Raw genomic sequence first — 25,636 nt, 5'->3', positions numbered from 1 at the left:
GGAAAAACCATTCAAATATCCTTTAGATACACCAATGTAGTCATTTACAAGTCTATAAATTTCAGATTGTTTGAGCATATTTAATCAGAGCGCGATTACACTATCGATAACAATTAACAATAATTGATTTATCATTAAACTAATTACCGCGTTGTACAAGCCCAGACTTGAATTCTGCAAGTCCCTGTACCACATCCCGACAAAGCACTGGCTTCCGCTTGTTCACGGGTTGTCGCCCATCCCCAGCCCAAGTTTCCTAATTGATCCTTAGCCACTGCGCCACAGGCATTTTTAAACCAAACCTGGACTTGACAATCAGATTTACCGCATTCTTTCAATGCTTTTTGTTCCGCTTGTTGTCGCGTTGGATAATCGTAACCATAACCCCAACCCCCCGATGCTGAGGTTGCGATCGCTCCATAACGATCCGGTTGAGCAACTGCGACCCCAGCCATTAAACCTTCAAGAACAAGAATAGAAGCACTGATTAACAGAAAATGTTGTTTAGCCATTCCCATAAATTAATTGAACCCAACAGAATCGACATCCTAAATTTTAGGGATTATTGTAAGTTTCTGAAAGCGGTAAATAAATCGTCATCACGTTTCCTTGTTGGGGGCGCTGTTTAACAACCAGTTTCCCTCCTAAAGCTTGAAATAAATTTTTAGTCACCGCCATATTTAAGCTTAAACAACCGGTTTCCGGTTGAAACATTAACAACGGCCCAATCGATTTTAAAGGAGATTGGGGAGAGACTGCAAAACTAGAATTTCCCTCATTTACGGGTTGAGATTCTAACTGTAATTTTAATTGATGTCCGGCTAATCTGACTCCTACCTGAATATGACTACCATCGGGAAGACTGCGGGTAAAATTCTCAATCACTCCCGTTAAAACTTGATCAAGCATGGTGGGGTCACTGACAACAGTCGGTAATTTTTGGGGTAAAATGACCTCTAAGGTTTGGTTCCGTTGACTGGCTTGTTTTTGCCATCTGGGAAGGCTAATTTGAAACACCTCTCCTAATGACATTGCTGTTAGGGGTAGAGGTTTTCCATCCCGATAACCTCGACTACTTTGTCGAGTTTGTTCTATTTCTAATTCAACAGCCCGGAAAATTAAATTAAAGCGATCAATTTGGGTTGTGCATTCTTGATCAATCATTTCTAAACGCTTCCGAACCACTTCTGGGGGGAGGTCTGGCCGTTTTAATAACAGTCGTGTTAAGGTACGAATTGTAGCTAAGGGGGTTCGGACTTCATGGGCGATCGCTTGTAATAATTCCACTTCTGCCGTTGGGCTTGGATTGTCCATAACCGTTGTTTCTGAAGTTAAAGGAGCAGATTTAGATCTAATTTTTTCAGCGACTTTTTCTAATTTAGGAACCGTGATTCTAACGGATTTTATATCATCTTTAAAAGCATTTATATCTACTTTTTTTTCAGGTTCTAAAGATAAATTTTTCAATAATAAACGACTAAAATTTATCACCGTTTGATAAGAAGGTTCTATCGGTGAAAATTGGGCAATATTCTCCTCTAATTTGGTTTTATGTCGAGTGATTTCTAAGCTTAATTCTCGATTTGATGTTCTTTGAATTAACTCCATACGATCGCGCAAAATCAATAATGCTTTTTCGACAATATCAGGATTAAAGGAAAATAGAAAAGCAGGGCTTCCGGTTGTATCTTGACCCAAGACCATGACTAAACTAAACTGATGAGTCAAAACTAAACAAAACTGTTCTTTGACTAAGGGATCTTGCCCATGTAAAGGACAAGCTAAGGTCTGTGGAATAGAAGTAGAGGTTCCATCAGAAGCGGGAAGTAAGGCGAGAGGATGGCGTAATTTCAAGACAAATTCATCCCCTAATTTTGAGAGATCATGGGTAAAAATTTGGGTTGCAAAATGAATCGCTAAATGGGGATGAATTAAAACCGGAACCGGCCCGGAAATAATTAATCCTAACGGAGATAAAGAGTTGGATTTTAAAAAAGGACAATTTGAATTAATATTTTTTGATTCTGCATCAGCTTTTAATCGAACTTCTTCTAATAAAAAATTAATCGCTTGAACTCCACTATACCATTCTTTCTCTGCCTTTGAATATTGTTTAGCTTTAGAAGAAGGTTGAAAATGCTTCTCAGAATGACAAAGCAATTGAGAGGAAGATAAAGAACTCAAAGAATGAGTTTCATCTTGAGCTAAAATATCGCTGAGTGTAGGGAATAATATTTCATTCATCATTTGGCACCAAAACTAATTGTTAAATTTAAAAATAAAATTTAGAAATAAATTGAATCCAACTCCTACTCACAAATTAGCAAGATTGGTTCTCATTTCAGAATAGCGATATTTCCCTAATCCTATATTCGTAGAACCGAACCCTCTAGGGGGAGTTTACCCTGGAAGGGGAGCGGGGGGAGTCGGGGAATAGGGGAGTCGGGGAAGGAGTGCTACGTCTACCCTAGCTTGCTGAGTTTGAACCGCCAAGTGTCAACGGTTAACAACCCCAATATGATGCAAAATAAGGAGATACAGTCGACATTGCTGACCATTATGCCCAGTTTGCTTGCTGATGTGAAGAATCTGTTAGCCGATTTAATGGCTCGTTACCAATCTCAAGTGGATTATTTGGCAATTCGTTTAGAGGAAGCCGAAGAAACAGATATTTTGTTGCGCGGAGATCGAATTGAAACCTTAAGTGAAGGGCTGTCCATTGGTGGTCAAGTCCGCGCCTGTTATCGAGGAGGATGGGGGTTTTCCAGTTTTAATCGACTCTCAACCCTAGAAGAACGCATCGGTGAAGCGATCGCAGCCGCAAAACTCATTGGCGATGAAGAAACCCTGCTCGCTCCCATTCCCATTATTCAAGATAGCTGTACCTTACCGTTAACCGGAACCGATCCCCGTCAAGTTCCCCTCGCCCAAAAAAAGGAACTCTGCGATCGCTATGGTCACATTCTTCGTAGTGTTGACCCCCGCATTGCCACCATTTCCGTACGCTACAATGACAGCACCCAAAGGTTAATTCTGATTACCTCCGAAGGCACTTTCTTAGAACAATCTTGGGTGGATATGGAAATGCGGTTTGCAGCCACCGCCAGGGATGGGGACACTGTACAAACGGGACGAGAAACTACCGGCTCCCGCAAAGCCTATGAAGATTTAACGAATTTAGATCAGCAAGTTCGGAGTGCGGCGCAACGGGCGGTTAATTCCCTAGCCCTTCCTCCCGTTAAAGGCAATATTTATACTGTTGTTATTGATCCGATCTTGTCCGGTTTATTTGTTCATGAAGCCTTTGGTCATTTGTCAGAAGCGGATATGACCTATGAAAATCCTGACTTATTAGAAGTGATGACCTTGGGACGTCAATTTGGCCCCAAAAACCTACAAATCTTTGATGGTGCGGCGCCTCCAGGTCATCGGGGAAGCTATCAATATGATGATGAAGGAACTCCGGCGACCACGACGCAACTCATTCAAGATGGGGCGTTAGTCGGTCGCCTTCATTCCCGTGAAACCGCAGGTAAATTAGGGGAAGTTCCAACCGGAAATGCTCGATGTTTAAATTATCACTTTCCTCCCTTAGTACGGATGACAAATACCTGGATTGAACGCGGGGATACATCCGTTAACGATTTATTCAGTGATGTTACAGAAGGAGTTTATGCTCGCAACTGGTTAGGGGGAATGACCAATGGCGAAATGTTTACCTTCAGTGCGGGAGAAGCGTGGATGATTCGCAATGGTAAACTCGCAGAACCTGTTCGAGATGTGACGTTATCCGGTAATGTTTTCACAACCTTGGCAGATATCGAAGCCATTGGCGATGATTTCTACTGGGATGAATCGGGAGGTTGTGGAAAAGGGGGACAAAATGGTTTACCTGTTGGCTGTGGGGGCCCTAGTTTACGCATTCGCAATGTGGTTGTTGGCGGGGAAGCAATAGAATGATCATAAGGAGTCATCCCTGAAATTCCTGCAATCCCTTGAAATCCGTGATTAATTTTCCCGTCGTCCATCACCTGGTTTGGGTGCTTTATCACTCGGATCAACATCCTGATTGTTTTGATGGGCAACTTTGATTTTAGAACAGTTAACAGCTATCCCAGAATCACCGAAGTAACAAGATTGAATCTGTTCGGCTCCAAATTCTTGAATCTGGTGCGGTTGGGAGTTTACACTGGGAGATAAACCTACAACCGTACTGATGATTAAAGCAGCAGCAAAGGTAGACATTTGTAGTTAAGGTATTAAGAGAGTTATTCTTGAATACGAGGTCTCGATTTGCCTATCCGGATCATGAAGAAAATCCTGATTCATCATCCCTTTTTCCAGTCATTCAGAAAATCAAGGCTCAAAAAAACTATCTGGAATTTTGTAAAATTCAGATCAAAAAAAATGGAGTGAGTTTATAGCAAAAACAAAGGTAAAACTATCATCCTGTTGCTTTTGAATTCACTCCTTTGCGGTTTTAATCTGGTTCATTAACGTCCACTGCCGCGGTGAGGAACAGCTTGGGCCTCTGCTGAATTGCCTTGTGTGGCAAGAACAGCCATTACTTCGCTATTGGGAGATAAAGCAACATTAATAGGAGTTGGAGTATGACGATTCATCGCTGCAAGTAACAATGTAGACAGTAAAATAGTGCTGTAGATTCGCATAAGATTTGTCCGTATGAGAGCGTCCATTCTCTAATACGACTTGGCAAAAATTAATCCGGTAAAACAGGTAAAATTTTTCAGAATTATTTTTTGAATGAATCAGAAGGCTATCTCTTTCAACTTTACCTATTTGAGAAAAAATAGATCAAATTCACAACTGTTCTAGGTAGCAATTTTGCTAATCAATGTGTTAAAATAAAAAAACATGACTAAGGTGATAAAAAATTCAGTCAGCCCTCACAATTATGACGACTCAAGAACAAAAACATCCCCAATACAAAGCCGATCGAAAGATCGTGAGTAGTCTTTTTGAGCAAGAAGCAACGGATTATAATCTGGCTGAATTAGCTCGTCTTAAAATTCGCTATCGAGGGTTTCCGGGTGCTAAGGATATTCAACTGGACTTAGAAAGAATTTTAGAAATCTGGGGATATACCGAGGAAACTTTATTTGAAAAAACCCGTCAAATTCATGCTACTGGTGAAATTTATCGAGGCCAAAAAATCGATCAAGAAGACTGGATTTGAACTTGATGTTTATTCTTGTTCACCATCGAGATGGCAGTTTCCAGATGAATTCAGAAGCCTCCCAGTTCAGATCTCCTCAAGATTCCCCAGTATTGCTATAGGTTTTGTGGCAATTTTGTGGCAATATAGAAAAGCTGTCTGATCAAGGTACCAGTGTTATTGACGGGTGCAAGTACCAGAGAGTTAGAGAGGAAATCGTAGGTGGGAATGTATGAAGGTTGGCGATCTCGTTACCGTTAAAACATCTGTTATTGTTTATGTCCATCCCGAACATCGAAATCAGAAGTTTGATGTTCAGGGATTGTCAGGAAATATTGTATCTATTATGACCGATTGGCAGGGAAGACCGATTAGTCCTAATCTGCCGATTGTTGTCGATTTTGGCAATAAATTTAAAGCTCACTTCCGAGAAGATGAGTTAGAATTGATACAATAAATGGAGAAGACAGGAGACAGGACAATCATTTAAGATCAATTAGGGTTCCGAGTCTCCTATTTTCCACCCAGGAACCAGCTAAAAATATTAATATCGCCTCGCATCTTTTCAAGTTCTTGGCGGTGGCGGTTTGCTGTTTCATAATACCATTGACAATATTGAGCAAATTCTTCTCGATATTCAACTTCTTGGTGAAATTCACGAGTGAGTTGATGAGCTTTGAGAATGTCCGCCGCTGGTTGATTGGGGTGTTGAACAATCTGTTCCCATTCAAATGGCATGATGGCACAACCCTAAATTCAGGAATACTGTCAAGTTAACACAATTTGTGGCTTTGGTGGGTCATAACCAACCTCGCAACCGATAAACAGCTAATCCAAGATATTCTTTTAAGGCTTGAGTGGTTTGATGCAGAGACAAAGTATCGGGTATCCAACTGAGTAAAACGCCTTGCCAGGTTGTTTGAGCTTGATTAATTTCAGTAGGAATCATTAAAAAGTCTGTGGGTGCTGGAATCACATTCATCCCTTGGCGTTTAAAAATTAATAGTGATCGCGGGGTATGTAAAGCAGAAGTGACCAGTAAAATTGGCCCTTGGATCTTTTGTTCTTGTAAAATTTTTCGGACATTAACGGCATTTTCATAGGTATTTAATGACGTTGGATCTTGTAAAATAGCTGAACTTGGAACCCCCATTACTTCAGCGATTTTTGCCATATCTTGAGATTCTGGATCACCTCCTCCTTGCCAGTTAACTCTACCTCCACTTAAGATTAACCAAGGTGCTTTTTTCTGACGATATAATAAGGAACCATACAAAATTCGATCACCGGCTTCCCCAACATCAACCCAAGGACGGGGGGGTAAAGCAGGTTTAGTTCCTCCTCCTAAAACCACGATGGCTGCTGCATTGGGAAGTTCATCTTGGGGAACATTTTGAGATTCGAGCGATCGTACTAATCCTTGAGCAACACCTCGACTACTTCCTAAGAGTAAAATAACTAAGGCGCAACTGATCACGGCTCCTGTCCATCGGGGATGTTTCCACAGCATAAACAAAGCCAAAACCATTAATAAACAGCTTAATCCTAAAGGATAAATAAATAAGGGTAAAAGTTTAGATAAAAATAGAAACATCTCAAAAAATCAATAAAAATCCTGAATAATTTAACCTTTATTGCGTTTAAAAATCCAACCGAACAAAGTTGTCGCTTGGGTGGGTCGGGGTGCGGATTGGGTTGGGGGGGGTAAGAGTTTAGATTTAGCGAGAATGTCAGAAAGATTATCGGTAATCACTTCGATTTCAAACGGTTTAGAAGGTTCAGGTTGTTGATCAATTTGCCACCATTTGACTAAACATCCGACCGATCCTCCTGATAGAATTCCTAAGCCTAAACTGGTAAATAATGAGTCTCCCAGCACAATAAAGCAGAGGGTAAAAAATATACCTGTAATAAATGCAGTGCGAAAAGCTGATGATGATTTTAACATAGGATTTTTACGGTTAATTAGAGTAGGGAACATCTGAACATTGGTTTTATAAAATACTGAGTGCTAGAAGCTGAACATCCGATTTGAACCTGTCTGAACAAGCCTGATCATTTTTGGAACAAAAATACCGTTAATCCTAATGATCAGGTAAAAACCATTCCCATGACCCAAGAAATGGGGGAAGTGTATACATCAGTTGTAGATTCATTATTTTTATAAATTTGTCAATTAAGATTCTTCTATTTTACGATATAATGATCCAATCAAGCTGAGTCTTGGGAAAAATAAATTTTAAATTTAATTGTTAAGGTAACGTGCAATCTCAAATTTGGTCATCTCTCTTAAAACAATATCGAGCGATCGCTGTAATTCGTACCCCAAAACGGCAACTGGGAAGACAAATGGCACAAGCAACCGCCGCCGGAGGAATGGGGTTAATTGAAATTACTTGGAATAGCGATCAAGCACCTGAATTAATTGCGGAGTTACGTTCCGAACTCCCTAACTGCTGGATTGGAACCGGAACCTTATTCACCGTTGAAGACGTTAAAAAAGCGATCGCATCAGGGGCACAATTTTTGTTTTCTCCCCATACGAATCCTGCCATGATTCAAGTTGCTCAACAAGCGGAAATCCCCATGATTCCGGGTGCATTATCTCCTACAGAAATTATCAACGCTTGGCAAGCAGGAGCCAGTTGTGTTAAGGTATTTCCTATTTCTGCCGTCGGGGGTGTAAACTACCTGAAAAGTATAAAAGAGCCGATGGGAAATATCCCCCTAATTCCCACCGGAGGGGTGACATTAAACAACGCCGCTGCCTTTATTCAAGCGGGTGCGATCGCGGTGGGACTCGCCGGAGATTTATTTCCTTCTGGTTTAATTGCTCAACAAAATTGGGACGCGATCACTCAAAAAACCCAAATACTCTTGCAACAGTTATCCGAAATTTCCGATTAAGTTTATGAAGCTATAGGACAAAGGAAATCTCAATCTAATGTTAAATTATCTTTGACGGTTTCCTGCCTTCAAATGATCAAATTGCATCTCAAAGCACGACTTTCAGCACTCAATTGAATCTAACAAAAGGAGCGAACCATGAAAACCCTAAACGCTTTAAATGTTCGGAAAATTTCCCCAATTTTTTCTGGGATCAAGCTTCATGATTTAGGACTGTTTCTAACCGGCGCAATTTTAACCGGAGTCATTGGATTAACCGAAGGAAATTTAGCATTTGCTGATGAAGAACGCAACTTGATTGCTCGTAATCTGATGGAATTACAGCAGTCTTCAGAACGCTGGATTTTAATTGATTTATCTCGACAACGGTTAATTGCTTGGGAAGGAAATCAACCCGTTTATGCAGTGATTGTTTCTACTGGAAAATCGGAGACCCCTACCCGTACTGGAGTCTTCAAAGTTTACACTAAATATGAAACCACCCGAATGACTGGCCCAGACTACGATGTCCCCGATGTTCCCTATACCATGTACTACGATGGAGGCATGGCAATTCATGGAGCCTATTGGCATAATTTATTTGGGACTCCGGTATCTCACGGTTGTACCAATGTGGCGGTCAATCATGCCAAATGGTTGTTTGAATGGGCCTCTGTCGGAACCCCTGTTATTGTGCATGACTAATGATGCGAATGATTGCCATTGCGGATATTCACGGTTGTTCAATGGCGTGGGATACTCTCCTGTCCCTGATTCAGCCACAACCGGATGATTTAATGATTACTTTGGGGGATTATGTTGATCGAGGGCCAGATTCTCATGGAGTGTTAGAACGACTCATCACCCTTCACCAAACTGGACGGTTAGTTGCTTTGCGGGGAAACCACGAAATCTTAATGTTAGAGGCGCGGAATTCCCCCCAACAATTCGATGCTTGGTGCAAATTTGGAGGATATGAAACCTTAGCTTCCTATCCAACCCGCCAAACAACTAAAGATTTAGAAAATATTCCCCCCCATCATTGGGAATTTTTAGAAAAAACTTGTGTGAACTATTGGGAAACAGAAAACCATATTTTTGTTCATGGAAATGTTAACCCTCAACTTCCTTTAAATCAGCAATCTACTCAGCAACTCTTAACGACTAAATTTTATTCAGCTAAACCCCATATTTCAGGAAAAACCATGATTTGTGGTCATACCCGCCAAACAAACGGTAAACCGTTGAATTTAGGTTATGCCATTTGTATTGATACTTGGGTTTATGGAAAGGGTTGGTTAACGGGTTTAGATGTTAATACAGGTCAGATTTGGCAAGCGAATCAACTGGGTCAATCTCGAACGGCTTGGATTGCTCAATTTAAACCCTCTGATTCCCCTTTAAAAGTGTGTTCGCAACTTCATAATTAACCGAAGTTGGGTGGAGTGCCATAGGGTAGCGATGTCCCAGTCATGGATCAGAAGTTGATAATGCTGTTATAATGTAACGAATTGTAAACAAATCAATCTCAGTGATTAATATGACTTCTGAATCCCTGGTTATTGCTCCGATTTATATTGTTGTTGTGGCTTCTACCATCTTGGCTATTTTGTGGGGAATTATTTTTAAAGATATGTTGGAATATCAAGTGGCGGTTTGGAGAGACAGTCCTCAACGGTCAACTTCTATTCCCTATAAAACCCCGAATTTAATTACAGCTTATTTGGGGATGATTGTATTTGTTTTATTATCGGTCAGTTCTAGTTTAGCGGTCTTTATTCCTGTTTATTGGATTGCGGGTGTTATGGGGTTAATCGTTGTAATTCCAACGGCTTTATTAATTTGGGTACAATTGGGTTCAATGCTGAATTTATTAGCAACACAAGGTTATGAAGCCATTGATATTGATACCTTATTTCCTAATGATTCTTTAAAAAAAGCATCTAATCCTACCGTTAGTCAAAGTAAAAGTTAATTGATTGGTGTGTTGAATCCGGTGCGTGCGCTGCGCTTACGCACCCTACAAGATCAACTTGACAGAAGTGACACTCATCAACGATAATAGTAGATTGTGTCTAAACCATGCTCGGAACAGGTGCAGACATAGCAAATGCTCGAAACCAACAGAAAGTTCATCTTACTGTTTTAGGGCTACCTGTACGGCAACCTTAACCCAAAATTCCATGAGTTACGCAATTATTGAAACAGGCGGTAAACAAATCAAAGTAGAACCCGGTCGTTTCTACGATATTGAACTATTACCCGCCCAAGAAAATGAAACAGTGACCCTTGATAAAGTTCTATTAGTCAATCATGACGGGGACGTTCAAATTGGTCAACCCTTAGTTAATGGCGCAACGGTTGAAGGTACAGTTGTGCGCCACCTGCGGGGACGCAAAGTGATTGTTTATAAAATGCGTCCGAAAAAGAAAACCCGCAAAAAACAAGGTCATCGTCAAGAACTGACCCGTTTAATGATTAATTCAATTAGTCTGAATGGGTCTGTGGTGGCAAAACGGGAAGAAACAACCGCAGAGTCGCAGACAGAAACAGAAGCATAATAACAGATGATCTCAGACGATTTGAAATCGTAAATCATTTTATTGGGAGAATACAATGGCTCATAAGAAAGGGACGGGTAGCACTCGTAACGGTCGTGACTCGAATGCCCAGCGCTTGGGTGTCAAACGGTTTGGCGGTCAAGTTGTTCGCGCGGGTAATATTTTAGTGCGTCAACGGGGTTGCAAATTCCACCCCGGTAACAACGTTGGTATCGGTAGCGATGATACCTTATTCGCCAAAATTGATGGGGTTGTTCGTTTTGAACGCAAAGGCAAAACTCGCCAAAAAATTAGCGTTTATCCCGTTGTTCAAGCTGAACCCATAGCAGTTGAAGCTTAATTTTATTCATTTCTAAAGCGGGCTAAAATAGCCCGTTTTTTATTAAAAGTTTCTAACATTTAATCTCAACCCTTGACGGCAAATGTCATTAAACGCTCATATTTAAAGCTTAACCCTTGATTATTTTATGTCATTGTTCTAAAATTCACCTTATAAAAAATACTGAATATTAATCCATTTTTTATGGGAAATAAAATAGTATTTTTTGTCTTTATTTCAATTCGCTACACAATCGATGAACTCTGATCTGTTCTATATTTCCTAGTTTCAGTGGGTTCAAATAAATCTGCTTTAACGTGGTTATCTTGAGTTAGAATTTTGGAGTTTCATAACAGTCATGAGCATTTATTGGTTTCTCGAAATTATTTGAAGGGTTATTTTCTATGAAAGCCATTTCAACGGATCACCATCATATTTTATTTGATGATTCTCGTTCCAAGGTTGATTTAAACCAACTTCAAACCCTATTTAAAGCGGCGGCATTTTGGGCAAAAGATCGAAACCCAGAGGATTTAAAAATTGCAATTGCTAATAGTGAACCTGTTGTTACCGTATGGGATTACGAGAAAATGATTGGGTTTGCTAGGGCGACCTCCGACGGCATTTATCGGGCAACGATTTGGGATGTGGTGATTCATCCGAATTATCAAGGCAGTGGACTCGGACGAAAATTAGTTCAAACAGTGTTAAGTCATCCTAAAATGTGCCGCGTTGAACGAGTTTATTTAATGACAACTTATCAACAAAAATTCTATGAACATATTGGCTTTGAATATAATTCAACAACTACAATGGTGTTAAATAATCAACCCCTAGAAATTAATCCTCAACAACCCCAATTAATCACCGTTTCTGCTTCACAACCTACCTAGAACCTCAGTTTTTCAACGAATTCCTCCACGCTTTTTCATCGGGTGGGTGAAACTAAAACCTTGTGATCTCAGCAGTAACAAGATTGGTTTTCACCGACCCTAATAGTCTTGAACCTTAGTATTATCCAGCAAAAACCCTTAATTTTAGTGGATTACTCTAACAAAGAAATCCAACTTCTAGTTTCCGGTTCAGGAGTGACAAACGCTCCCCATCGTGAAACACTAAGAAAATCAATGTCAATCCTTCGATATCAATTATGACGGTCAGCACAACCTCAAAACCTGAATTGATGTCCCGCTTTGTCAATGGGATTTTAGCCGTTAAACCCCTGAGCAATTTTGCGAAACACCAAGCCCGACAAATGATGATTAAACGGGCTGAAAAAATGGGGGTTCCTTGGCGAAAACAAACAGAACAATTACTCGCCCGAAATTGGGAAGCAGAATTATTTCAAGTTCAAAACCCTAATCTCCAATATCCTGATTATTATGTTACCTCCTTCCACGCCTATGAGGAGGGAAATCTCAGTTGGCAAGCCGCCGTTGAAGTGGAAGTTGCCGCCTATGCGGTTCATGCTAAAATTTGGCCAGAAGTTGGGGTTCAGGGCGATGCTAAATTAAGACAAAGTTATCATGATATTTTAAAAGCTCAATTACCGACACTTCCCCAAGATATTGTGGATTTGGGATGTAGTGTGGGAATGAGTACCTATGCGCTGCAAGAAACTTTTCCTGATGCTCAATTAACAGGTGTAGATTTATCGCCTTATTTTTTAGCGATCGCTACTTATAATACTCAAAAACAATCCAATTGGAAATACCCGCCTCAATGGGTTCATGCGGCGGCAGAATCTACAGGTTTACCGAGTGCTTCTTTTGATTTAGTTTCTTTGTGTTTAATTTGTCACGAATTACCCCAAACTCCCACCCGTGAAATTTTCCGAGAAGCACGGCGTTTGTTACGTCCAAATGGTCATTTAGCCATTATGGATATGAATCCTCAATCAGAACAGTTTAAGAAAATGCCGCCTTATGTTTTTACCTTATTAAAAAGTACAGAACCTTATTTAGATGAATATTTTACCTTAGATATTCAACAAGCCATCATTGATGCAGGATTTCATCCTCCTACGATTAATTTTAATAGCCCTCGTCACCGAACTATTATTGCTTCTGCGAAATCAGTTTAAACAAATTTCGCTTTAAAAATGTGGAACTATAGGAGATTAACTTAAGTCCTATTAACCTGGAATAAGCATTTTCAATTGTACGGGCGAGGTCATCTCGCCCTTAAAGGTTATCAGTTCAATTTATTAAATTACGTTTATGTTAGATGCCGCTGGTTTATTTAATGAATCCTTTTATTTAGCTCAAAACCCTGATGTTGCTGCGGCTGTTCAAAGTGGAGTCATTGCTAATGGATTTCAACACTTTATTGAGTCAGGACAATTTCAGGTTCGCCAACCGAGTCCTTTGTATGATGAATCCTATTATTTAAGTACAAATCCTGATGTTGCCCAAGCGGTTAATAGTGGAGGCTTTGCTAGTGGTTTTCAACATTATATTAGCATCGGACAATTTGAAAATCGTGACCCTAGTTTTTTATTTAATACCGCTTATTATTTAGACGAAAATCCTGATGTTGTTTTAGGAGTTAGTCAAGGAAATTTAACAGGAATTGAACATTTTGTTAAATTCGGGCAATTTGAAGATCGTAGCCCCACACCGTTATATAATTCTAGCTATTATTTAGCTCAAAATCCCGATGCTGCGGCTGCAGTAGAGCGGGATGAACTCACCGGAATTCAACATTATATTAATATTGGGGCGGCTGAAAATCGCAGGTTTACCCCCTTTATTAATCCAGAGGGTTTTAGTTTACCGAATCGAGTTGCAACCGGGGATACAACCGGGACTTCAACGGTATTTTGGACACGCAGTTCAGCACCAGGGGCTATTACCCTAGAATATGCTACAAATCTTAATTTTATTAATCCCATTGGCGTATTAAATACAACCGTTAATGATATTACGGAACCTGTTAAATTAGAAGTCAATAATTTAACGCCTAATACTCAATATTTTTATCGATTTACAAATGCTCAAGGTGTATCATCGGTGGGGAATTTTCGCACTCCAGAACCCCTAGATACTCAAAACGGATTAAGATTTGGAGCAACAGCAGACGGACAAGGGGAATTAATGCCTTATATGGCTGTTAATAACGTTCCCGAACGCAATTTAGACTTTTTTATACAACTGGGAAATACCATTTCTGCGGATACCGTTTCTCCTGATTTACCGAATGTTCAGCAAGCAACAACACCCCTCGATTTTAGAACAAAATATAATGAAATTGTTTCTCCCCGTTTAGACTTGAATCCTTGGGCAAATTTGCAAGCTTCAACCACTTTATATGGAACTTGGAATGATCAAAATTTAATTGCGAATTTTGCGGGAGGTGAAAATCCGGCTTTATCGCCGCAACAATTCTTTTTTGGAACTGAAGGACAATTGATTAATGATACCAATCAATTTAATATCGGTTTAAAGGCTTGGAAAGACTATAATCCTGTGGGAAATCAAGTGTATGGAGAAACGGGAGATCCTCGCACTTCTAATCAAGAAAAACTTTATCGATTTCAACCGTTTGGTCAGGATGGAGCATTATTTTTATTAGATGTTCGTTCCTTTCGGGATGCACTCTTACCGCAAGTTCCTGACCCCGCTTTAGACAGTCAAATTAATCAATTTTTAGCGTCTTCTTTTGACCCTAATCGGACGTTATTAGGGGAAGCACAATTACAAGATTTAAAGACTAATTTATTAGACGCACAAAACGCTGGAATTACTTGGAAATTTATCTTTTCTCCAGTTCCGATTCAAAATTTAGGGTTATATGAGTCGGCTGACCGTTGGGAAGGATACGCGGCAGAACGCACAGAATTATTACAATTTATTGACCAAAATCAGATTGAAAATGTGGTGTTTGTATCGGGTGGTGCAGACGGAACCATTGTTAATGAGTTAAGCTATCAATTAAATGTTGATCAACCTCAAATTCAAACGGATGCGATTGAAATTACCGTAGGGCCAATTGGTCAACAGTTAAATTTAGGGGAAACGTTTATTCCAGCAACATTTGGGTCAGAAATTATTAATAATAGTTCCATTGATACCATTACTCAAGACACAAAAGATTTTTATCAAACGTTAGATACGGCGTCTAGTCGAGATCAATTCGTTCAAACCATTCTCAATCATCAACTCAGTCAATTCGGATATGATCCCATTGGTTTAGATGAAACTCAAGGACAAGCTGAGTTAATTCGAGGGTCTTATTTTGCAGTACATAATTTTGGCTGGACAGAATTTGTGGTCAATGAAGAAACTCAACAATTACAAGTTACCGTTTATGGAATTGAACCTTATACCCAAACTGATATCACAACAATTCCGGCTAATATTATTAATCGTCAGCCACAGGTAATTAGTCAATTTGTGGTTAACTCGGTTTCATAATATCTAATATAATAAATCAAAAACCTAGTCTCTCTATACTTCATGATCTGGTGATTCAAATCGTTAAGAGAAACCAGGTTTTGTGTGTTCCTTAATTCAATTGACCTAAGCTAAAACAGAATGTTCAGGACGGGCAAAAATCATCCGACCTGCGGAAGTTTGTAAAGAACTGGTAACAATTACTCGCACCTGATCTCCCACATAGTCACTTCCATCTTCCACCACAACCATTGTACCATCATCTAAATAGCCAATGCCTTGAGATGGTTCTTTGCCTTCTTTGCGGATTTTTAACTCAATAATATCCCCTGGTAAATAGGACGGACGAATGGCTTGAGCTAAATCATTAATATTCAGAACTGGAACTTGTTGTACCGTTGCTACTTTAGATAAATTGTAATCATTTGTTAACAGAGTTCCGTTAATTTCTTGAGCAAAGCGGACTAATTTTGCATCCACTGTTTGAGGTTCTTCATAATCAGCCGGATGAATTGAAATTCGATCCGGGTAATCTTCCCGTAAACGATTGAGAATATCTAATCCTCGCCGTCCTCGGACTCGTTTTTGATCATTAGACGCATCAGCGACTAACTGCAATTCCTGTAAAATAAACTGAGGAACTAAAATTTGACCTTCAATGAAACCCGTTTCTAACAAACTTTCAATCCGTCCATCAATAATACAACTGGTATCAATGACTTTGGTATAAGCAGGTTTCAAAGTTCCTTCTGCGACTAACAGGGATTCTAAACTATTGGGATTAATAATTCTTAAAAATGCCCGTCCATGAGTATCCGCTAAATTAACCCCAGTAAAGCCAAACATCACACTGCATAGCACCGCCAACAAGGGTTTAATAAACCCAACTTCACGGGGAATAGGCAGTAAAAATAAAGGTGCTAACATTAAATTAGCAACTAATAATCCAATCACTAAACCGATGGCACGGGTTAGCAATACATCAAGTGGCATCTGACGAATTTGTTCTTCTAAACGGCGATAGGTGGTTTGCACCACTAAACCCATTACACCTCCGAGTAACGCAGTAAATGCACCTGTAACTGACCGCAGTCCTTCAATATTTGTGACTTGATCGAGTACAGGTTTCGGAAGCAATTCAATGCCGTAGAAGCCCGTTGCAGAACCAGCTATTATGAATAAAATTATAATGATTGCATCTAGCATGATTTTAAGCTGATGGAAGTGGGTTGGAAATCCCCTTGAGGACATCCGCAGGTTTGCGTACTATTATATCTTCTGTGGGAAACCTGATCTGTATTCCAGGGTTCGGGAAAACCAACCACATCCATCCATCCTCCCTGAATTTGGTTGTTAGAGAGGGAGAGTAATCACGGTAAACCCGCTTGTTCGTTATTTTCTATACATCAGGATGGGTTCAAGGTTTGGAAGGAATTATTCCCCGTCCAACTCTTACTTCTTTATAAAGAATTTAGAATTAAATATACAAATGTTGATAAAATTTCATGAATTCTAATCCTACTATTGCTAAACTTCAACCTTCTTTATCATTGGAAGATGTAGAACCGCCAAAATCTGCCTATTTACATATTCCTTTTTGTCGCCGTCGCTGTTTTTACTGTGATTTTGCCGTTACCGTTGTGGGCGATCGCCAACAGGGTGATAACTCCACCATGATTCAAGATTATGTCGATGTTTTATGTCAAGAAATTAGTCAAGAATCTTTAATTTTCCCCGCGACTTCCTTAAATACAATTTTCTTCGGTGGCGGAACTCCTTCGTTATTATCGGTTGATCAGCTTCATCGAATTTTAAACACCGTTGATCAAAAATTTGGAATTGCTAACACTGCTGAAATTTCAATGGAAGTAGACCCTGGAACTTTCGATCAAGAAAAATTGCAGGGTTTTGTTGATTTAGGTGTCAATCGTGTTAGTTTAGGGGTGCAAGCCTTTCAAGATCACCTATTAAAATTAGCTGGGCGATCACATACCGTTGATGAAGTGTTTGCAGCTATTAATATTATTGAAAAAATTGGCATTCAAAATTGGAGCTTAGACTTGATTTCAGGGTTGCCCGAACAACAGTTAAAGGATTGGGAATTTTCTCTCAAAACTTTATTAAATATTAACCCTAATCATGTCTCAATTTATGATTTAATAGTTGAAGATAAAACTCCATTTTCTCGCTATTATACCCCCGGAGAATATCCTTTACCGTCGGAAAAAAGCACAACCCAAATGTATCGTTTAGCTCAACAATTATTAACTCAAGCTGGATATGAACATTATGAAATTTCAAATTATTCTAAACCGGGGTTTCAATGTCAGCATAATTTAGTATATTGGAAAAAACAACCCTATTATGGGTTTGGAATGGGTGCAGCCAGTTACCTTCAAGGTTATCGTTTAACACGACCTCGCAAACGCCTAGACTATTATGCTTGGGTCAACGGTGATTATCCTGATGATATGAGTGAATTTGTGGATACAACTCAAGAACAATTACTAGAAACTTTAATGTTAGGATTACGGTTATCACAAGGAATCAATTTAGAAGATTTATCCCAACAATTCGCAACAGAAGTTATTAAAAAAATTGTCACCCTCTTAATCCCGTTTTATCAACAAGGGTTAGTGCAATTTTTAGATCATCATCACAACCTGATTCAACCCAACTTTCATCAAGGATTAATTCGATTAACTGATCCTGATGGTTTCTTAGTATCTAATGAAATTTTATCCACTTTATTTGCAGAATTAAGCGAATTATAATTTAGATTATTCTTGGGTACAAATCATTTTGACTTATTATAGTATTTACATTCTTAGGAAGACAAAAGATGACAACATCAGAATTTAACTTTTTCCAACAATGGTATCCTTTAGTTCTTCTCGTCGATCTTGATCCTCAATATCCAAAACCAATCACCCTATTGGGAATGCGTTTAGTGATTTGGAAACCGAAAGATCAACAACATTATCAAGTCTTTTTAGATGAATGTCCCCATCGTTTAGCCCCCTTAAGTGAAGGCAGAATTGATGAAAAAACCGGAAATTTAATGTGTAGTTATCACGGTTGGGAATTTAACTCTAAAGGAACTTGTACCCGCATTCCTCAAGCGGAAAATCCTCAATTAGTGAAAGATAAATTTTGTGTTCAAACCTTTCCAACCCGTGAGCAACAGGAAATTTTATGGGTTTGGGCTGATCCATTATCTCCTGAATTAGCCGCAGAAACTCTTTTACCGTTAGCGGATCAAGTTGATGCTGAAAAAGGATTTGTTTGGAGTTCTTTTTTTAGAGAATTAGACTATGATTGGCAAACATTAGTCGAAAATTTAGTTGATCCCAGTCATGTTGCTTTTGCTCATCATGGATTACAAGGAAGACGAGAAAATGCTCAACCGATTACCTTTGAAATTCTTCAATCAACGATTAATATTCTTGAAGCGACAATCTCTGTTGCGGGTCGCACAATTAAATTTCAACCTCCTTGTCATATAGAATATAAAATTGCATTTCCTAACGGCAAAAAAGTGGGAATTGTAGCGTATTGTATTCCGGTTTTACCCGGAAAATCCCGATTAATTGGTTTCTTTCCTCAAAACTTTGCTAAAACCTTAGTTCAGATTAAACCTCGATGGTGGGATCATATTATGCTACGGAATTTAGTCATGGATAGCGATATGATGCTACTGCATCAACAGGAACGTTTGTTACAACAAAATCACCCGAATCAAACCTGGAAAACCGCTTATAAAATGCCAACCAGTGCTGATCGTTTAATTATTGAATTCCGTAAATGGTTTGAGGAATATTGTCACGGACAGTTACCTTGGAAACAGCTTAATATTCCGGTTCCTGAATATTTCCCGTTTAATGATAACCGTCGCCAAGTTCTGGATATTTATCACCAACATACCCAACATTGTAGTAGCTGTCGCACCGCCTTAAAAACAATTCAACGGTTGCAGTTAGGATTATTAATTTATTTCTTATTAACGGTTTCTATAGTCGCCTTAATGTCAGATTCTTTCCGGTTACAATGGGGAATTCCTCTAATGGCGATCGCTTTTTTGGGATTAGGAATTTATGCGGGATTAAAATATTATTTAGAACCAAAATTTTATTTTTTGGATTATATTCATGCCGATAAAAAATAATAAAATAAAAATTTAGGATGGGTTATGCCCATCCTAAAAAGTTAAACCTTGGCGGTTTTTTCTAACATTAATTTAGAGCGTTTAACGGTTTCAGGAATCTCAATGGGATAATTTCCGGTAAAGCAAGCCGAACAGAAAGTATTGGGATCTTCCCGCGTTGCTTTTAACATTCCTTCCCAACTCAAATAAGCTAAGGTATCCACCTCGATTTGTTGGCGAATTTCCTCAATAGATTTTGTTGCCGCAATCAATTGATCTTGAGTATCCGTATCAATTCCGTAGAAACACGGATGGGTCACTGGAGGAGAAGAAATTCTCATGTGAACTTCCGTTGCTCCCGCATCCCGTAGCGCCTTAACAATTTTGCGGCTCGTCGTTCCTCGGACAATAGAATCATCCACAATAATCACCCGTTTACCCTCTAACACATCTTTTAACGGGTTTAACTTCATGCGAATTCCTGCTTCCCGCATACTTTGGGTCGGTTGAATAAACGTCCGTCCCACATAACGGTTTTTAATTAAACCCTCAGCAAAGGGAATCCCCGACTGTTGAGAAAATCCAATCGCCGCCGGAATTCCAGAGTCAGGAACCCCAATCACAATATCGGCATCTACAAGGGATTCTCTGGCTAAAACCCGGCCAATTTCCATGCGATAGCTATAGAGACTTTCGCCACACATGACACTATCAGGACGGGCAAAATAAATCATCTCAAACACACATAATTTCCGGGCGGGTTTTGGACTCCAGTGGAAAGAAGCCATCCCTTCTTCCGTGATCCAAACTAATTCCCCAGGTTCCACATCCCGCAGATATTCTGCTCCAATAATATCTAATCCACAGGTTTCGGACGCTAAAACATAGCGTTTAGGATTGGTGGGTAAGGTTCCAATCACTAAAGGTCGAATGCCATTAGGGTCACGCACCCCCATCAATCCTTTTGGTGTCCCAATCACTAAACTATAAGCCCCTTGGCAGAGATTAAAGGCACTTAACGCCCCTTCCAGCCAATCTTTCCCATTATTCACTTCTGAAGCGATCGCTAAGGCGATCATTTCGCTATCCGTCGTGGTCAGAAAATCGAATTCACGCTGGGTTAATTCTTCGCGTAATTCACCTGTATTGACTAAATTGCCATTATGTGCTAAGGCGAGGTAGCCTAGACGAGTTTCGACCACCGCAGGTTGAGCATTCACAACCCGACTTGATCCAGTGGTGGAATAGCGGGTATGACCCACCGCAATATAGCCCCTTAAGTCCTTTAATAGCGTTTCATTGAAGACTTGGGAGACTAAACCCATGTCTTTATGTAGATGTACCTTGTCGCCCTCAAAGGTGGCAATTCCGGCGGATTCTTGGCCTCGGTGTTGCAGCGCATACAGACCAAAATAAGCCAGTTTTGCAACATCTTCACCCGGAGCATAAACCCCAAAAACGCCACAGGCTTCTTCTGGTTTATCGGGTTGTTCGTGATCAACCGGGTGGGCAGAGTGCGTATCAAGGGAATCGTTTGGAATCATGTTACGGTTTGGCTCCTGATCGGCAAAGTCAGATGGTGGGAATGATTAATAACGCTACTGGATCGTACAGGGAAAAACGCTAAAAAGTTAACATTTTCTTAATCTTCTCCCACTTTTACAGTAGCGTATTTAGCCCCAATCAGGGAATCAAAGTTTACCAATCACGGATCACTAATGATTCATAACCGTCGTTCAATGGCGTTTTCATAGGAAACCTGCATTTCTGCAACATTGATGTCAATTACACTTTGACCATCAGTCGCTAAAATTCGCAACGGTTCAGACGCTGAACCCACAGCACCTAAGTTTTGCCAGATGCCGTTTTCTGTACCTAAGTGTTGTTGCAGATAAGTTTCCCAAGGAGACTGATATTCCGGCTTAATCGAAACTAAAATCCGTCCTCCTCCTTCTGCGAATAGAATATTATCCCAACGTCGAGAAGAGTCTGGACTTAAACTCAGCTTAACCGTTGCTCCTTTTTTCCCACTGATGCAACATTCAGCTAAAGCTACTGCTAACCCCCCTTCAGCACAATCATGGGCCGATTGAATCCACCCTTGACGAATGCCTTCCCGACAGGCAGCTTGGACGGTTTGTTCTAACTCAAAATCCACTCTCGGCGGTTTCCCTGCAATCGTTTGATGAACCACCGCCAAATATTCAGACGCTCCTAACGTGGGTAAGGTTGTGTCATCCCCCAAAAGATAGATTAAATCCCCTGAATTTTGCCAAGCTTGGCTACAAATTTTCGTTAAATCCGCAATTAATCCCACCATTCCCACAACCGGAGTCGGATAAATGGCTTCCGGGTTTCCTTCTGCATCAAGGGTTTCATTGTAAAGCGACACATTCCCCCCGGTAACAGGGGTATTAAAGGCTTTACAGCCATCAGAAATTCCCCGACACGCTTCGGCTAACTGCCAATATCCGATGGGTTTTTCCGGGCTCCCAAAATTTAAGTTATCCGTTACCGCCACAGGTTCAGCCCCCACACAGCTTAAATTCCGAGCGGCTTCGGCTACCGTTGCTTTTGCTCCTTCGTAGGGGTCAAGATACACATACCGAGAGTTACAGTCTACGGTTGCGGCTAATCCCTTGTTAATTGACCCTTTGAAATTCGGAACAGGTTCCAACGGTCGTAAGCGAATTACGGCTGCATCTCCACCGCCAGGAACTAAAACAGTATTATTCTGAACTTGATGATCATATTGTCGATAAACCCAGCGTTTAGACGCAATAGAAGGGGTATCTAATAATGTTAATAAAACTTGATTCCACGATTGAAATTCTCCGTTAATTTCTAGTCCTGATATTGTAGATTCAGGTAAAGATTCCGGTGTCCATTCCCATGCTTTTTGAGCATATTCTGGCGGTTCTGATAAGATTTCTCGCGGATATAAGGGCGTATTTTCTGCTAAAGCATCGGCTGGAATTTCCGCCGCAATTCCCCCTTTAAATAAAATTCTAACGATGGGTTCTGCAATGACTGTGCCCGCTACAACCGCTTGCAATCCCCAACGATGGAAAATCTCAATTAACTCCTGTTCTCGTCCTTTTTGAGCGACAAATAACATTCGTTCTTGAGATTCCGATAACAGATATTCATAGGGAACCATTCCCGTTTCTCGTACCGGAATTTTATCTAAATCCAGTTCAATTCCGACTCCACCTTTTGCCGCCATTTCTGACGTTGAACAGGTAATTCCTGCTGCTCCCATATCCTGGGCTGCCACCACCGCCCCGGTTTTAAAGGCTTCTAAACAAGCTTCAACTAAAGACTTTTCTAAAAACGGATCTCCCACTTGTACTGCGGGGCGATCTTGGATCGATTCTTCGCTTAATTCGGCACTAGCAAAACTCGCTCCTCCCATGCCATCCCGTCCCGTTGTTGAACCCACATATAAAACAGGATTTCCCACTCCAGAAGCCCCAGATTTAACAATTTCTGGGGTTTCCATTAACCCAATTGCCATCGCATTAACCAGGGGATTTCCGTTATAAGCCGGATCAAAATAAACCTCTCCTCCAACGGTGGGAACTCCGAAACAATTTCCATAATGACTAATACCTGAAACAACCCCTTTAAAGATTTGTCGAGTTCGAGAATCTTCTAAGGAACCAAACCGCAAAGAATTTAACGCAGCAATAGGACGCGCTCCCATTGTAAAGATATCTCTTAATATTCCTCCGACTCCTGTGGCGGCACCTTGGAAGGGTTCAATGGCTGAAGGGTGATTATGGGATTCGATTTTAAAGGCAATATGGAGTCCATCTCCAAAGTCTACGACTCCGGCATTTTCTCCAGGGCCAACTAATATTCTCTCTCCCGTCGTGGGAAATTGTTTGAGCAGGGGACGGGAATTTTTATAACAACAGTGTTCACTCCACATCACGCCAAACATCCCCAATTCTGCTTTATTGGGGTGTCGTCCTAAGCGTCGGACTATTTCTTCATATTCTTCGGGTTTAATGCCTTCAGAGGCGATTTCTTCAGCAGAAAAGGGACAATTAGTTTCGGTAGACATGGGTTAAGCGATCGCACTTTGCAGACAGCATTGTTTATTTTATAGCAAGGGAGAGGGAACAGGAAGGAAAACCTTCTGGTATAGCCCCACTTATTGTTTATTCTTACCGATCATATTTCTCCAAAGCTAATTAATACACTTCATCATGGCTACCAATATCTACAAATACAGCCTTTCCATCGTCGGTAAAGTAGAACAGTACCCTGGCATCATAATCTATAGTAAAACTCCAAAATTCTTTAAGCTTGCCCGATAGTTTATGAGTTTTTCAACTCGGATCGTAAGGATTGACTGTAAACTGTTCCAATTTTTGCCAAAACTTTTCCTCTAAATCTGTATTGCCTTTAATCCGCTTTTTAAAGGTACGTTTGAAACTCGAACTAAAACTAACTTCCATGCTCATTCCTCTATCAGTTGTTTCAGTTCATTAATATTAGAGGAAAACTTCAATTCTCCTTTTTGCTCTTCTACTTGCGCTAACTGAAAGTTATCATAGATCTGATCACGGCGTTCTTCACGGATGTATTGCTGGAGCAAGATTGAAATTTCTTGCTTTTCATCCATAGAAAGACTTTTAATTCCCTCGACTACATCATGAAAAGTTGTCATTTGTTAGACCTGATTGTATTGACCGATTTTTTGATTAATTATCTCATAGGATAGATTTCATTTCCCTAAGTCGGGAGAGCTTGCTACAAGATTATCCATTCCGTATTCCCCATTATTACTGCATGACCTTCCCCAAAATTAACAATTATTCCATCCATCAATATTGGATGAATCGAGCTTTAGAATTAGCGCAACAAGCGGGAGAATCGGGAGAAGTGCCCGTTGGAGCCGTTATTATTGATCAGAATAATCAATTAATTGCTGAAGCTCAAAACCGCAAAGAACGAGACTTTGACCCCACCGCTCATGCAGAAATATTAGCACTACGAAAAGCAGGTAAAATCTTAAAAAATTGGCATCTTAATACTTGTACTCTCTACGTGACCCTAGAACCCTGTCCTATGTGTACCGGAGCCATTTTGCAAGCTCGATTAGGGTTATTGGTTTATGGTGCAGATGATCCCAAAACGGGTACTATTCGCACCGTTGCGAACCTTCCTGATAGCGCTTGTTCCTTCCATCGGTTAGCGGTTTTAGGGGGAATTTTAGAATCTTCCTGTCGTCAACAGTTACAAGCTTGGTTTGCTCAAAAACGTCATTCTCAATCTTAAAATGGGTCTTGCAACCGTACCCCTGACAACAATAACCATTCCCTTCTAAGAGACAATAGAAAAACTGTCCTGATCAGGATTGATAAACCCTTTTAAACTTTTTAGCCTAAAGTCAAGAGGTTTATTTAATCCAGAAAACCATTATGCTCATCCTTGACTCTGATCAATCTTGCACAAAAATGTCCACCCCGACAAAGGAAACATCGGTCAGTTCTCATGTTTCCCCTTGGTTAGCTTCGATTGTTTACCCTTTGGGACGATATTTGGTTTTACCATTTTATTTTAAATCCTTAGAAGTTATTGGCATCGACAATCTTCCCAAACAAGGCCCTGTTATTTTAGCACCAACCCATCGTTCTCGTTGGGATGCGTTGATTGTCCCCTTTGCTACAGGTCGTCATGTCACAGGACGAGATTTACGATTTATGGTGACAGTAGATGAAATGAAAGGACTACAAGGGTGGTTGATTCGTCAATTAGGCGGGTTTGCGGTTAATCAAAAACATCCCACTATTGCTAGTCTGCGTCATGGGGTAGAATTACTCCACCGGGGAGAAATGTTAGTGATTTTTCCTGAAGGAAATATTTTTCAGGATAATCAAGTCCATCCCCTGAAAGCGGGACTGGCTCGTTTAGCTCTACAAGCTGAAACCAGCTATGCTAATTTAGGGATTAAAATTGTCCCCATGTCCTTACATTATGATCCGATGATTCCTCGTCGGGGTTGTCGTGTTCAAGTTAAGATTGGTTCACCCTTGTCAGTTCTGGATTATTCTCAAGGTTCAGTGAAACAAAATGCTCAATCTTTGATGCAAGATTTAGAATCGGCACTCCATCAAATTGATTCACCCAAACTGTTATAATAAA

General features: G+C 40.2%; 28 protein-coding genes. 16 read left to right on the top strand and 12 right to left on the bottom strand.

The features are described 5' to 3' along the window. Nucleotides 1-143: 143 nt before the first annotated feature. The gene (locus ACKPEB_RS08555) at nt 144-512 is read right to left on the bottom strand and encodes a DUF4189 domain-containing protein (protein ID WP_408964464.1); all 369 of its coding nucleotides are present in this window, start codon (nt 510-512) and stop codon (nt 144-146) included. A gap of 43 nt (nt 513-555) precedes the next feature. After that, the gene (locus tag ACKPEB_RS08550; RefSeq protein WP_408964463.1) at nt 556-2,247 is read right to left on the bottom strand and encodes a sensor histidine kinase; all 1,692 of its coding nucleotides are present in this window, start codon (nt 2,245-2,247) and stop codon (nt 556-558) included. A 312-nt stretch (nt 2,248-2,559) separates the two neighbouring features. Here ACKPEB_RS08550 and ACKPEB_RS08545 point away from each other — a divergent pair, with 312 nt between their 5' ends. Next, nucleotides 2,560-3,960: a TldD/PmbA family protein gene (locus ACKPEB_RS08545; protein ID WP_408964462.1), complete on the top strand. Its 1,401-nt coding sequence runs from the start codon at nt 2,560-2,562 to the stop codon at nt 3,958-3,960. Between the two features lie 48 nt (nt 3,961-4,008). Here the strand turns inward: ACKPEB_RS08545 and ACKPEB_RS08540 are convergent, their stop codons facing one another. Then, on the bottom strand, nt 4,009-4,245 hold the full coding sequence (locus ACKPEB_RS08540; RefSeq protein WP_408964461.1) for a hypothetical protein: 237 nt from the start codon (nt 4,243-4,245) through the stop codon (nt 4,009-4,011). A gap of 248 nt (nt 4,246-4,493) precedes the next feature. Beyond that, nucleotides 4,494-4,670: a heterocyst-inhibiting protein PatX gene (patX, locus tag ACKPEB_RS08535; protein ID WP_408964460.1), complete on the bottom strand. Its 177-nt coding sequence runs from the start codon at nt 4,668-4,670 to the stop codon at nt 4,494-4,496. 245 nt (nt 4,671-4,915) lie between these two features. On the opposite strand from patX, the gene ACKPEB_RS08530 reads away from it, so the two are divergent. Continuing rightward, nucleotides 4,916-5,197: a DUF3288 family protein gene (locus ACKPEB_RS08530; RefSeq protein WP_408964459.1), complete on the top strand. Its 282-nt coding sequence runs from the start codon at nt 4,916-4,918 to the stop codon at nt 5,195-5,197. A gap of 211 nt (nt 5,198-5,408) precedes the next feature. Further along, nucleotides 5,409-5,633 carry a ferredoxin-thioredoxin reductase variable chain gene (locus tag ACKPEB_RS08525; RefSeq protein ID WP_408964458.1) on the top strand — a complete coding sequence of 75 codons (225 nt, stop codon included), beginning with the start codon at nt 5,409-5,411 and terminating at the stop codon, nt 5,631-5,633. A 56-nt stretch (nt 5,634-5,689) separates the two neighbouring features. Here ACKPEB_RS08525 and ACKPEB_RS08520 read toward each other — a convergent pair whose 3' ends face one another. The 3 genes from ACKPEB_RS08520 to ACKPEB_RS08510 all read right to left on the bottom strand — a co-directional run bounded on the left by ACKPEB_RS08520 (nt 5,690) and on the right by ACKPEB_RS08510 (nt 7,124). Further along, nucleotides 5,690-5,914, bottom strand: a complete 225-nt coding sequence (locus ACKPEB_RS08520) for a hypothetical protein (protein WP_408964457.1) — start codon at nt 5,912-5,914, stop codon at nt 5,690-5,692. Between the two features lie 61 nt (nt 5,915-5,975). After that, nucleotides 5,976-6,770, bottom strand: coding sequence for a YdcF family protein (locus tag ACKPEB_RS08515; RefSeq protein ID WP_408964456.1), 795 nt, complete (start codon nt 6,768-6,770; stop codon nt 5,976-5,978). A 30-nt stretch (nt 6,771-6,800) separates the two neighbouring features. Further along, nucleotides 6,801-7,124 carry a hypothetical protein gene (locus ACKPEB_RS08510; RefSeq protein WP_408964455.1) on the bottom strand — a complete coding sequence of 108 codons (324 nt, stop codon included), beginning with the start codon at nt 7,122-7,124 and terminating at the stop codon, nt 6,801-6,803. A gap of 314 nt (nt 7,125-7,438) precedes the next feature. Between ACKPEB_RS08510 and ACKPEB_RS08505 the strand changes: the two genes are divergently transcribed. The 9 genes from ACKPEB_RS08505 to ACKPEB_RS08465 all read left to right on the top strand — a co-directional run bounded on the left by ACKPEB_RS08505 (nt 7,439) and on the right by ACKPEB_RS08465 (nt 15,357). After that, nucleotides 7,439-8,083: a bifunctional 4-hydroxy-2-oxoglutarate aldolase/2-dehydro-3-deoxy-phosphogluconate aldolase gene (locus tag ACKPEB_RS08505; protein ID WP_408964454.1), complete on the top strand. Its 645-nt coding sequence runs from the start codon at nt 7,439-7,441 to the stop codon at nt 8,081-8,083. Between the two features lie 180 nt (nt 8,084-8,263). Beyond that, on the top strand, nt 8,264-8,767 hold the full coding sequence (locus tag ACKPEB_RS08500) for a L,D-transpeptidase (protein WP_408964465.1): 504 nt from the start codon (nt 8,264-8,266) through the stop codon (nt 8,765-8,767). Next, nucleotides 8,767-9,492: a metallophosphoesterase family protein gene (locus ACKPEB_RS08495; protein WP_408964453.1), complete on the top strand. Its 726-nt coding sequence runs from the start codon at nt 8,767-8,769 to the stop codon at nt 9,490-9,492. The genes ACKPEB_RS08500 and ACKPEB_RS08495 overlap by 1 nt, the downstream gene beginning before the upstream one ends. A gap of 110 nt (nt 9,493-9,602) precedes the next feature. Then, nucleotides 9,603-10,037, top strand: a complete 435-nt coding sequence (locus ACKPEB_RS08490) for a hypothetical protein (protein WP_408964452.1) — start codon at nt 9,603-9,605, stop codon at nt 10,035-10,037. Between the two features lie 208 nt (nt 10,038-10,245). Beyond that, on the top strand, nt 10,246-10,623 hold the full coding sequence (gene rplU, locus ACKPEB_RS08485) for a 50S ribosomal protein L21 (protein ID WP_408964451.1): 378 nt from the start codon (nt 10,246-10,248) through the stop codon (nt 10,621-10,623). 55 nt (nt 10,624-10,678) lie between these two features. Continuing rightward, nucleotides 10,679-10,963 (top strand): 50S ribosomal protein L27, encoded by a 285-nt coding sequence (rpmA, locus tag ACKPEB_RS08480; RefSeq protein ID WP_408964450.1) that lies wholly within the window; start codon nt 10,679-10,681, stop codon nt 10,961-10,963. Between the two features lie 383 nt (nt 10,964-11,346). Further along, nucleotides 11,347-11,835, top strand: coding sequence for a GNAT family N-acetyltransferase (locus tag ACKPEB_RS08475; RefSeq protein WP_408964449.1), 489 nt, complete (start codon nt 11,347-11,349; stop codon nt 11,833-11,835). A 257-nt stretch (nt 11,836-12,092) separates the two neighbouring features. After that, the gene (locus ACKPEB_RS08470; protein ID WP_408964448.1) at nt 12,093-13,025 is read left to right on the top strand and encodes a methyltransferase domain-containing protein; all 933 of its coding nucleotides are present in this window, start codon (nt 12,093-12,095) and stop codon (nt 13,023-13,025) included. A gap of 136 nt (nt 13,026-13,161) precedes the next feature. Further along, complete coding sequence (locus ACKPEB_RS08465; RefSeq protein ID WP_408964447.1) at nt 13,162-15,357, top strand: alkaline phosphatase D family protein; 2,196 nt, start codon at nt 13,162-13,164, stop codon at nt 15,355-15,357. 105 nt (nt 15,358-15,462) lie between these two features. Here ACKPEB_RS08465 and ACKPEB_RS08460 read toward each other — a convergent pair whose 3' ends face one another. Continuing rightward, the gene (locus ACKPEB_RS08460) at nt 15,463-16,542 is read right to left on the bottom strand and encodes a PIN/TRAM domain-containing protein (RefSeq protein WP_408964446.1); all 1,080 of its coding nucleotides are present in this window, start codon (nt 16,540-16,542) and stop codon (nt 15,463-15,465) included. 299 nt (nt 16,543-16,841) lie between these two features. On the opposite strand from ACKPEB_RS08460, the gene hemW reads away from it, so the two are divergent. Both hemW and ACKPEB_RS08450 read left to right on the top strand, forming a co-directional pair. Continuing rightward, nucleotides 16,842-18,110, top strand: a complete 1,269-nt coding sequence (gene hemW / locus ACKPEB_RS08455) for a radical SAM family heme chaperone HemW (RefSeq protein WP_408964445.1) — start codon at nt 16,842-16,844, stop codon at nt 18,108-18,110. Nucleotides 18,111-18,178: 68 nt separating this feature from the next. Further along, the gene (locus ACKPEB_RS08450; protein ID WP_408964444.1) at nt 18,179-19,501 is read left to right on the top strand and encodes a Rieske 2Fe-2S domain-containing protein; all 1,323 of its coding nucleotides are present in this window, start codon (nt 18,179-18,181) and stop codon (nt 19,499-19,501) included. A gap of 41 nt (nt 19,502-19,542) precedes the next feature. Here ACKPEB_RS08450 and purF read toward each other — a convergent pair whose 3' ends face one another. From purF to ACKPEB_RS08430, 4 genes are all read right to left on the bottom strand, one after another. After that, nucleotides 19,543-21,024 (bottom strand): amidophosphoribosyltransferase, encoded by a 1,482-nt coding sequence (gene purF / locus ACKPEB_RS08445; protein ID WP_408964443.1) that lies wholly within the window; start codon nt 21,022-21,024, stop codon nt 19,543-19,545. A 179-nt stretch (nt 21,025-21,203) separates the two neighbouring features. Further along, entirely contained in the window at nt 21,204-23,549 is a 2,346-nt protein-coding gene (gene purL / locus ACKPEB_RS08440; RefSeq protein WP_408964442.1) for a phosphoribosylformylglycinamidine synthase subunit PurL, read from the bottom strand. Nucleotides 23,550-23,817: 268 nt separating this feature from the next. Continuing rightward, nucleotides 23,818-23,952, bottom strand: coding sequence for a hypothetical protein (locus ACKPEB_RS08435; RefSeq protein WP_408971155.1), 135 nt, complete (start codon nt 23,950-23,952; stop codon nt 23,818-23,820). Continuing rightward, nucleotides 23,949-24,158 (bottom strand): hypothetical protein, encoded by a 210-nt coding sequence (locus ACKPEB_RS08430; RefSeq protein WP_408964440.1) that lies wholly within the window; start codon nt 24,156-24,158, stop codon nt 23,949-23,951. The genes ACKPEB_RS08435 and ACKPEB_RS08430 overlap by 4 nt, the downstream gene beginning before the upstream one ends. Nucleotides 24,159-24,280: 122 nt before the next feature. Here ACKPEB_RS08430 and tadA point away from each other — a divergent pair, with 122 nt between their 5' ends. Both tadA and ACKPEB_RS08420 read left to right on the top strand, forming a co-directional pair. Then, nucleotides 24,281-24,769 carry a tRNA adenosine(34) deaminase TadA gene (gene tadA, locus ACKPEB_RS08425; protein ID WP_408964439.1) on the top strand — a complete coding sequence of 163 codons (489 nt, stop codon included), beginning with the start codon at nt 24,281-24,283 and terminating at the stop codon, nt 24,767-24,769. Between the two features lie 179 nt (nt 24,770-24,948). After that, nucleotides 24,949-25,632, top strand: coding sequence for a lysophospholipid acyltransferase family protein (locus ACKPEB_RS08420; protein WP_408967548.1), 684 nt, complete (start codon nt 24,949-24,951; stop codon nt 25,630-25,632). Nucleotides 25,633-25,636: the final 4 nt, after the last annotated feature.

Source organism: Planktothrix sp. (assembly GCF_046067725.1).
GTDB lineage: Bacteria > Cyanobacteriota > Cyanobacteriia > Cyanobacteriales > Microcoleaceae > Planktothrix.
This window is presented reverse-complemented; position numbering and strand designations above follow the sequence as displayed.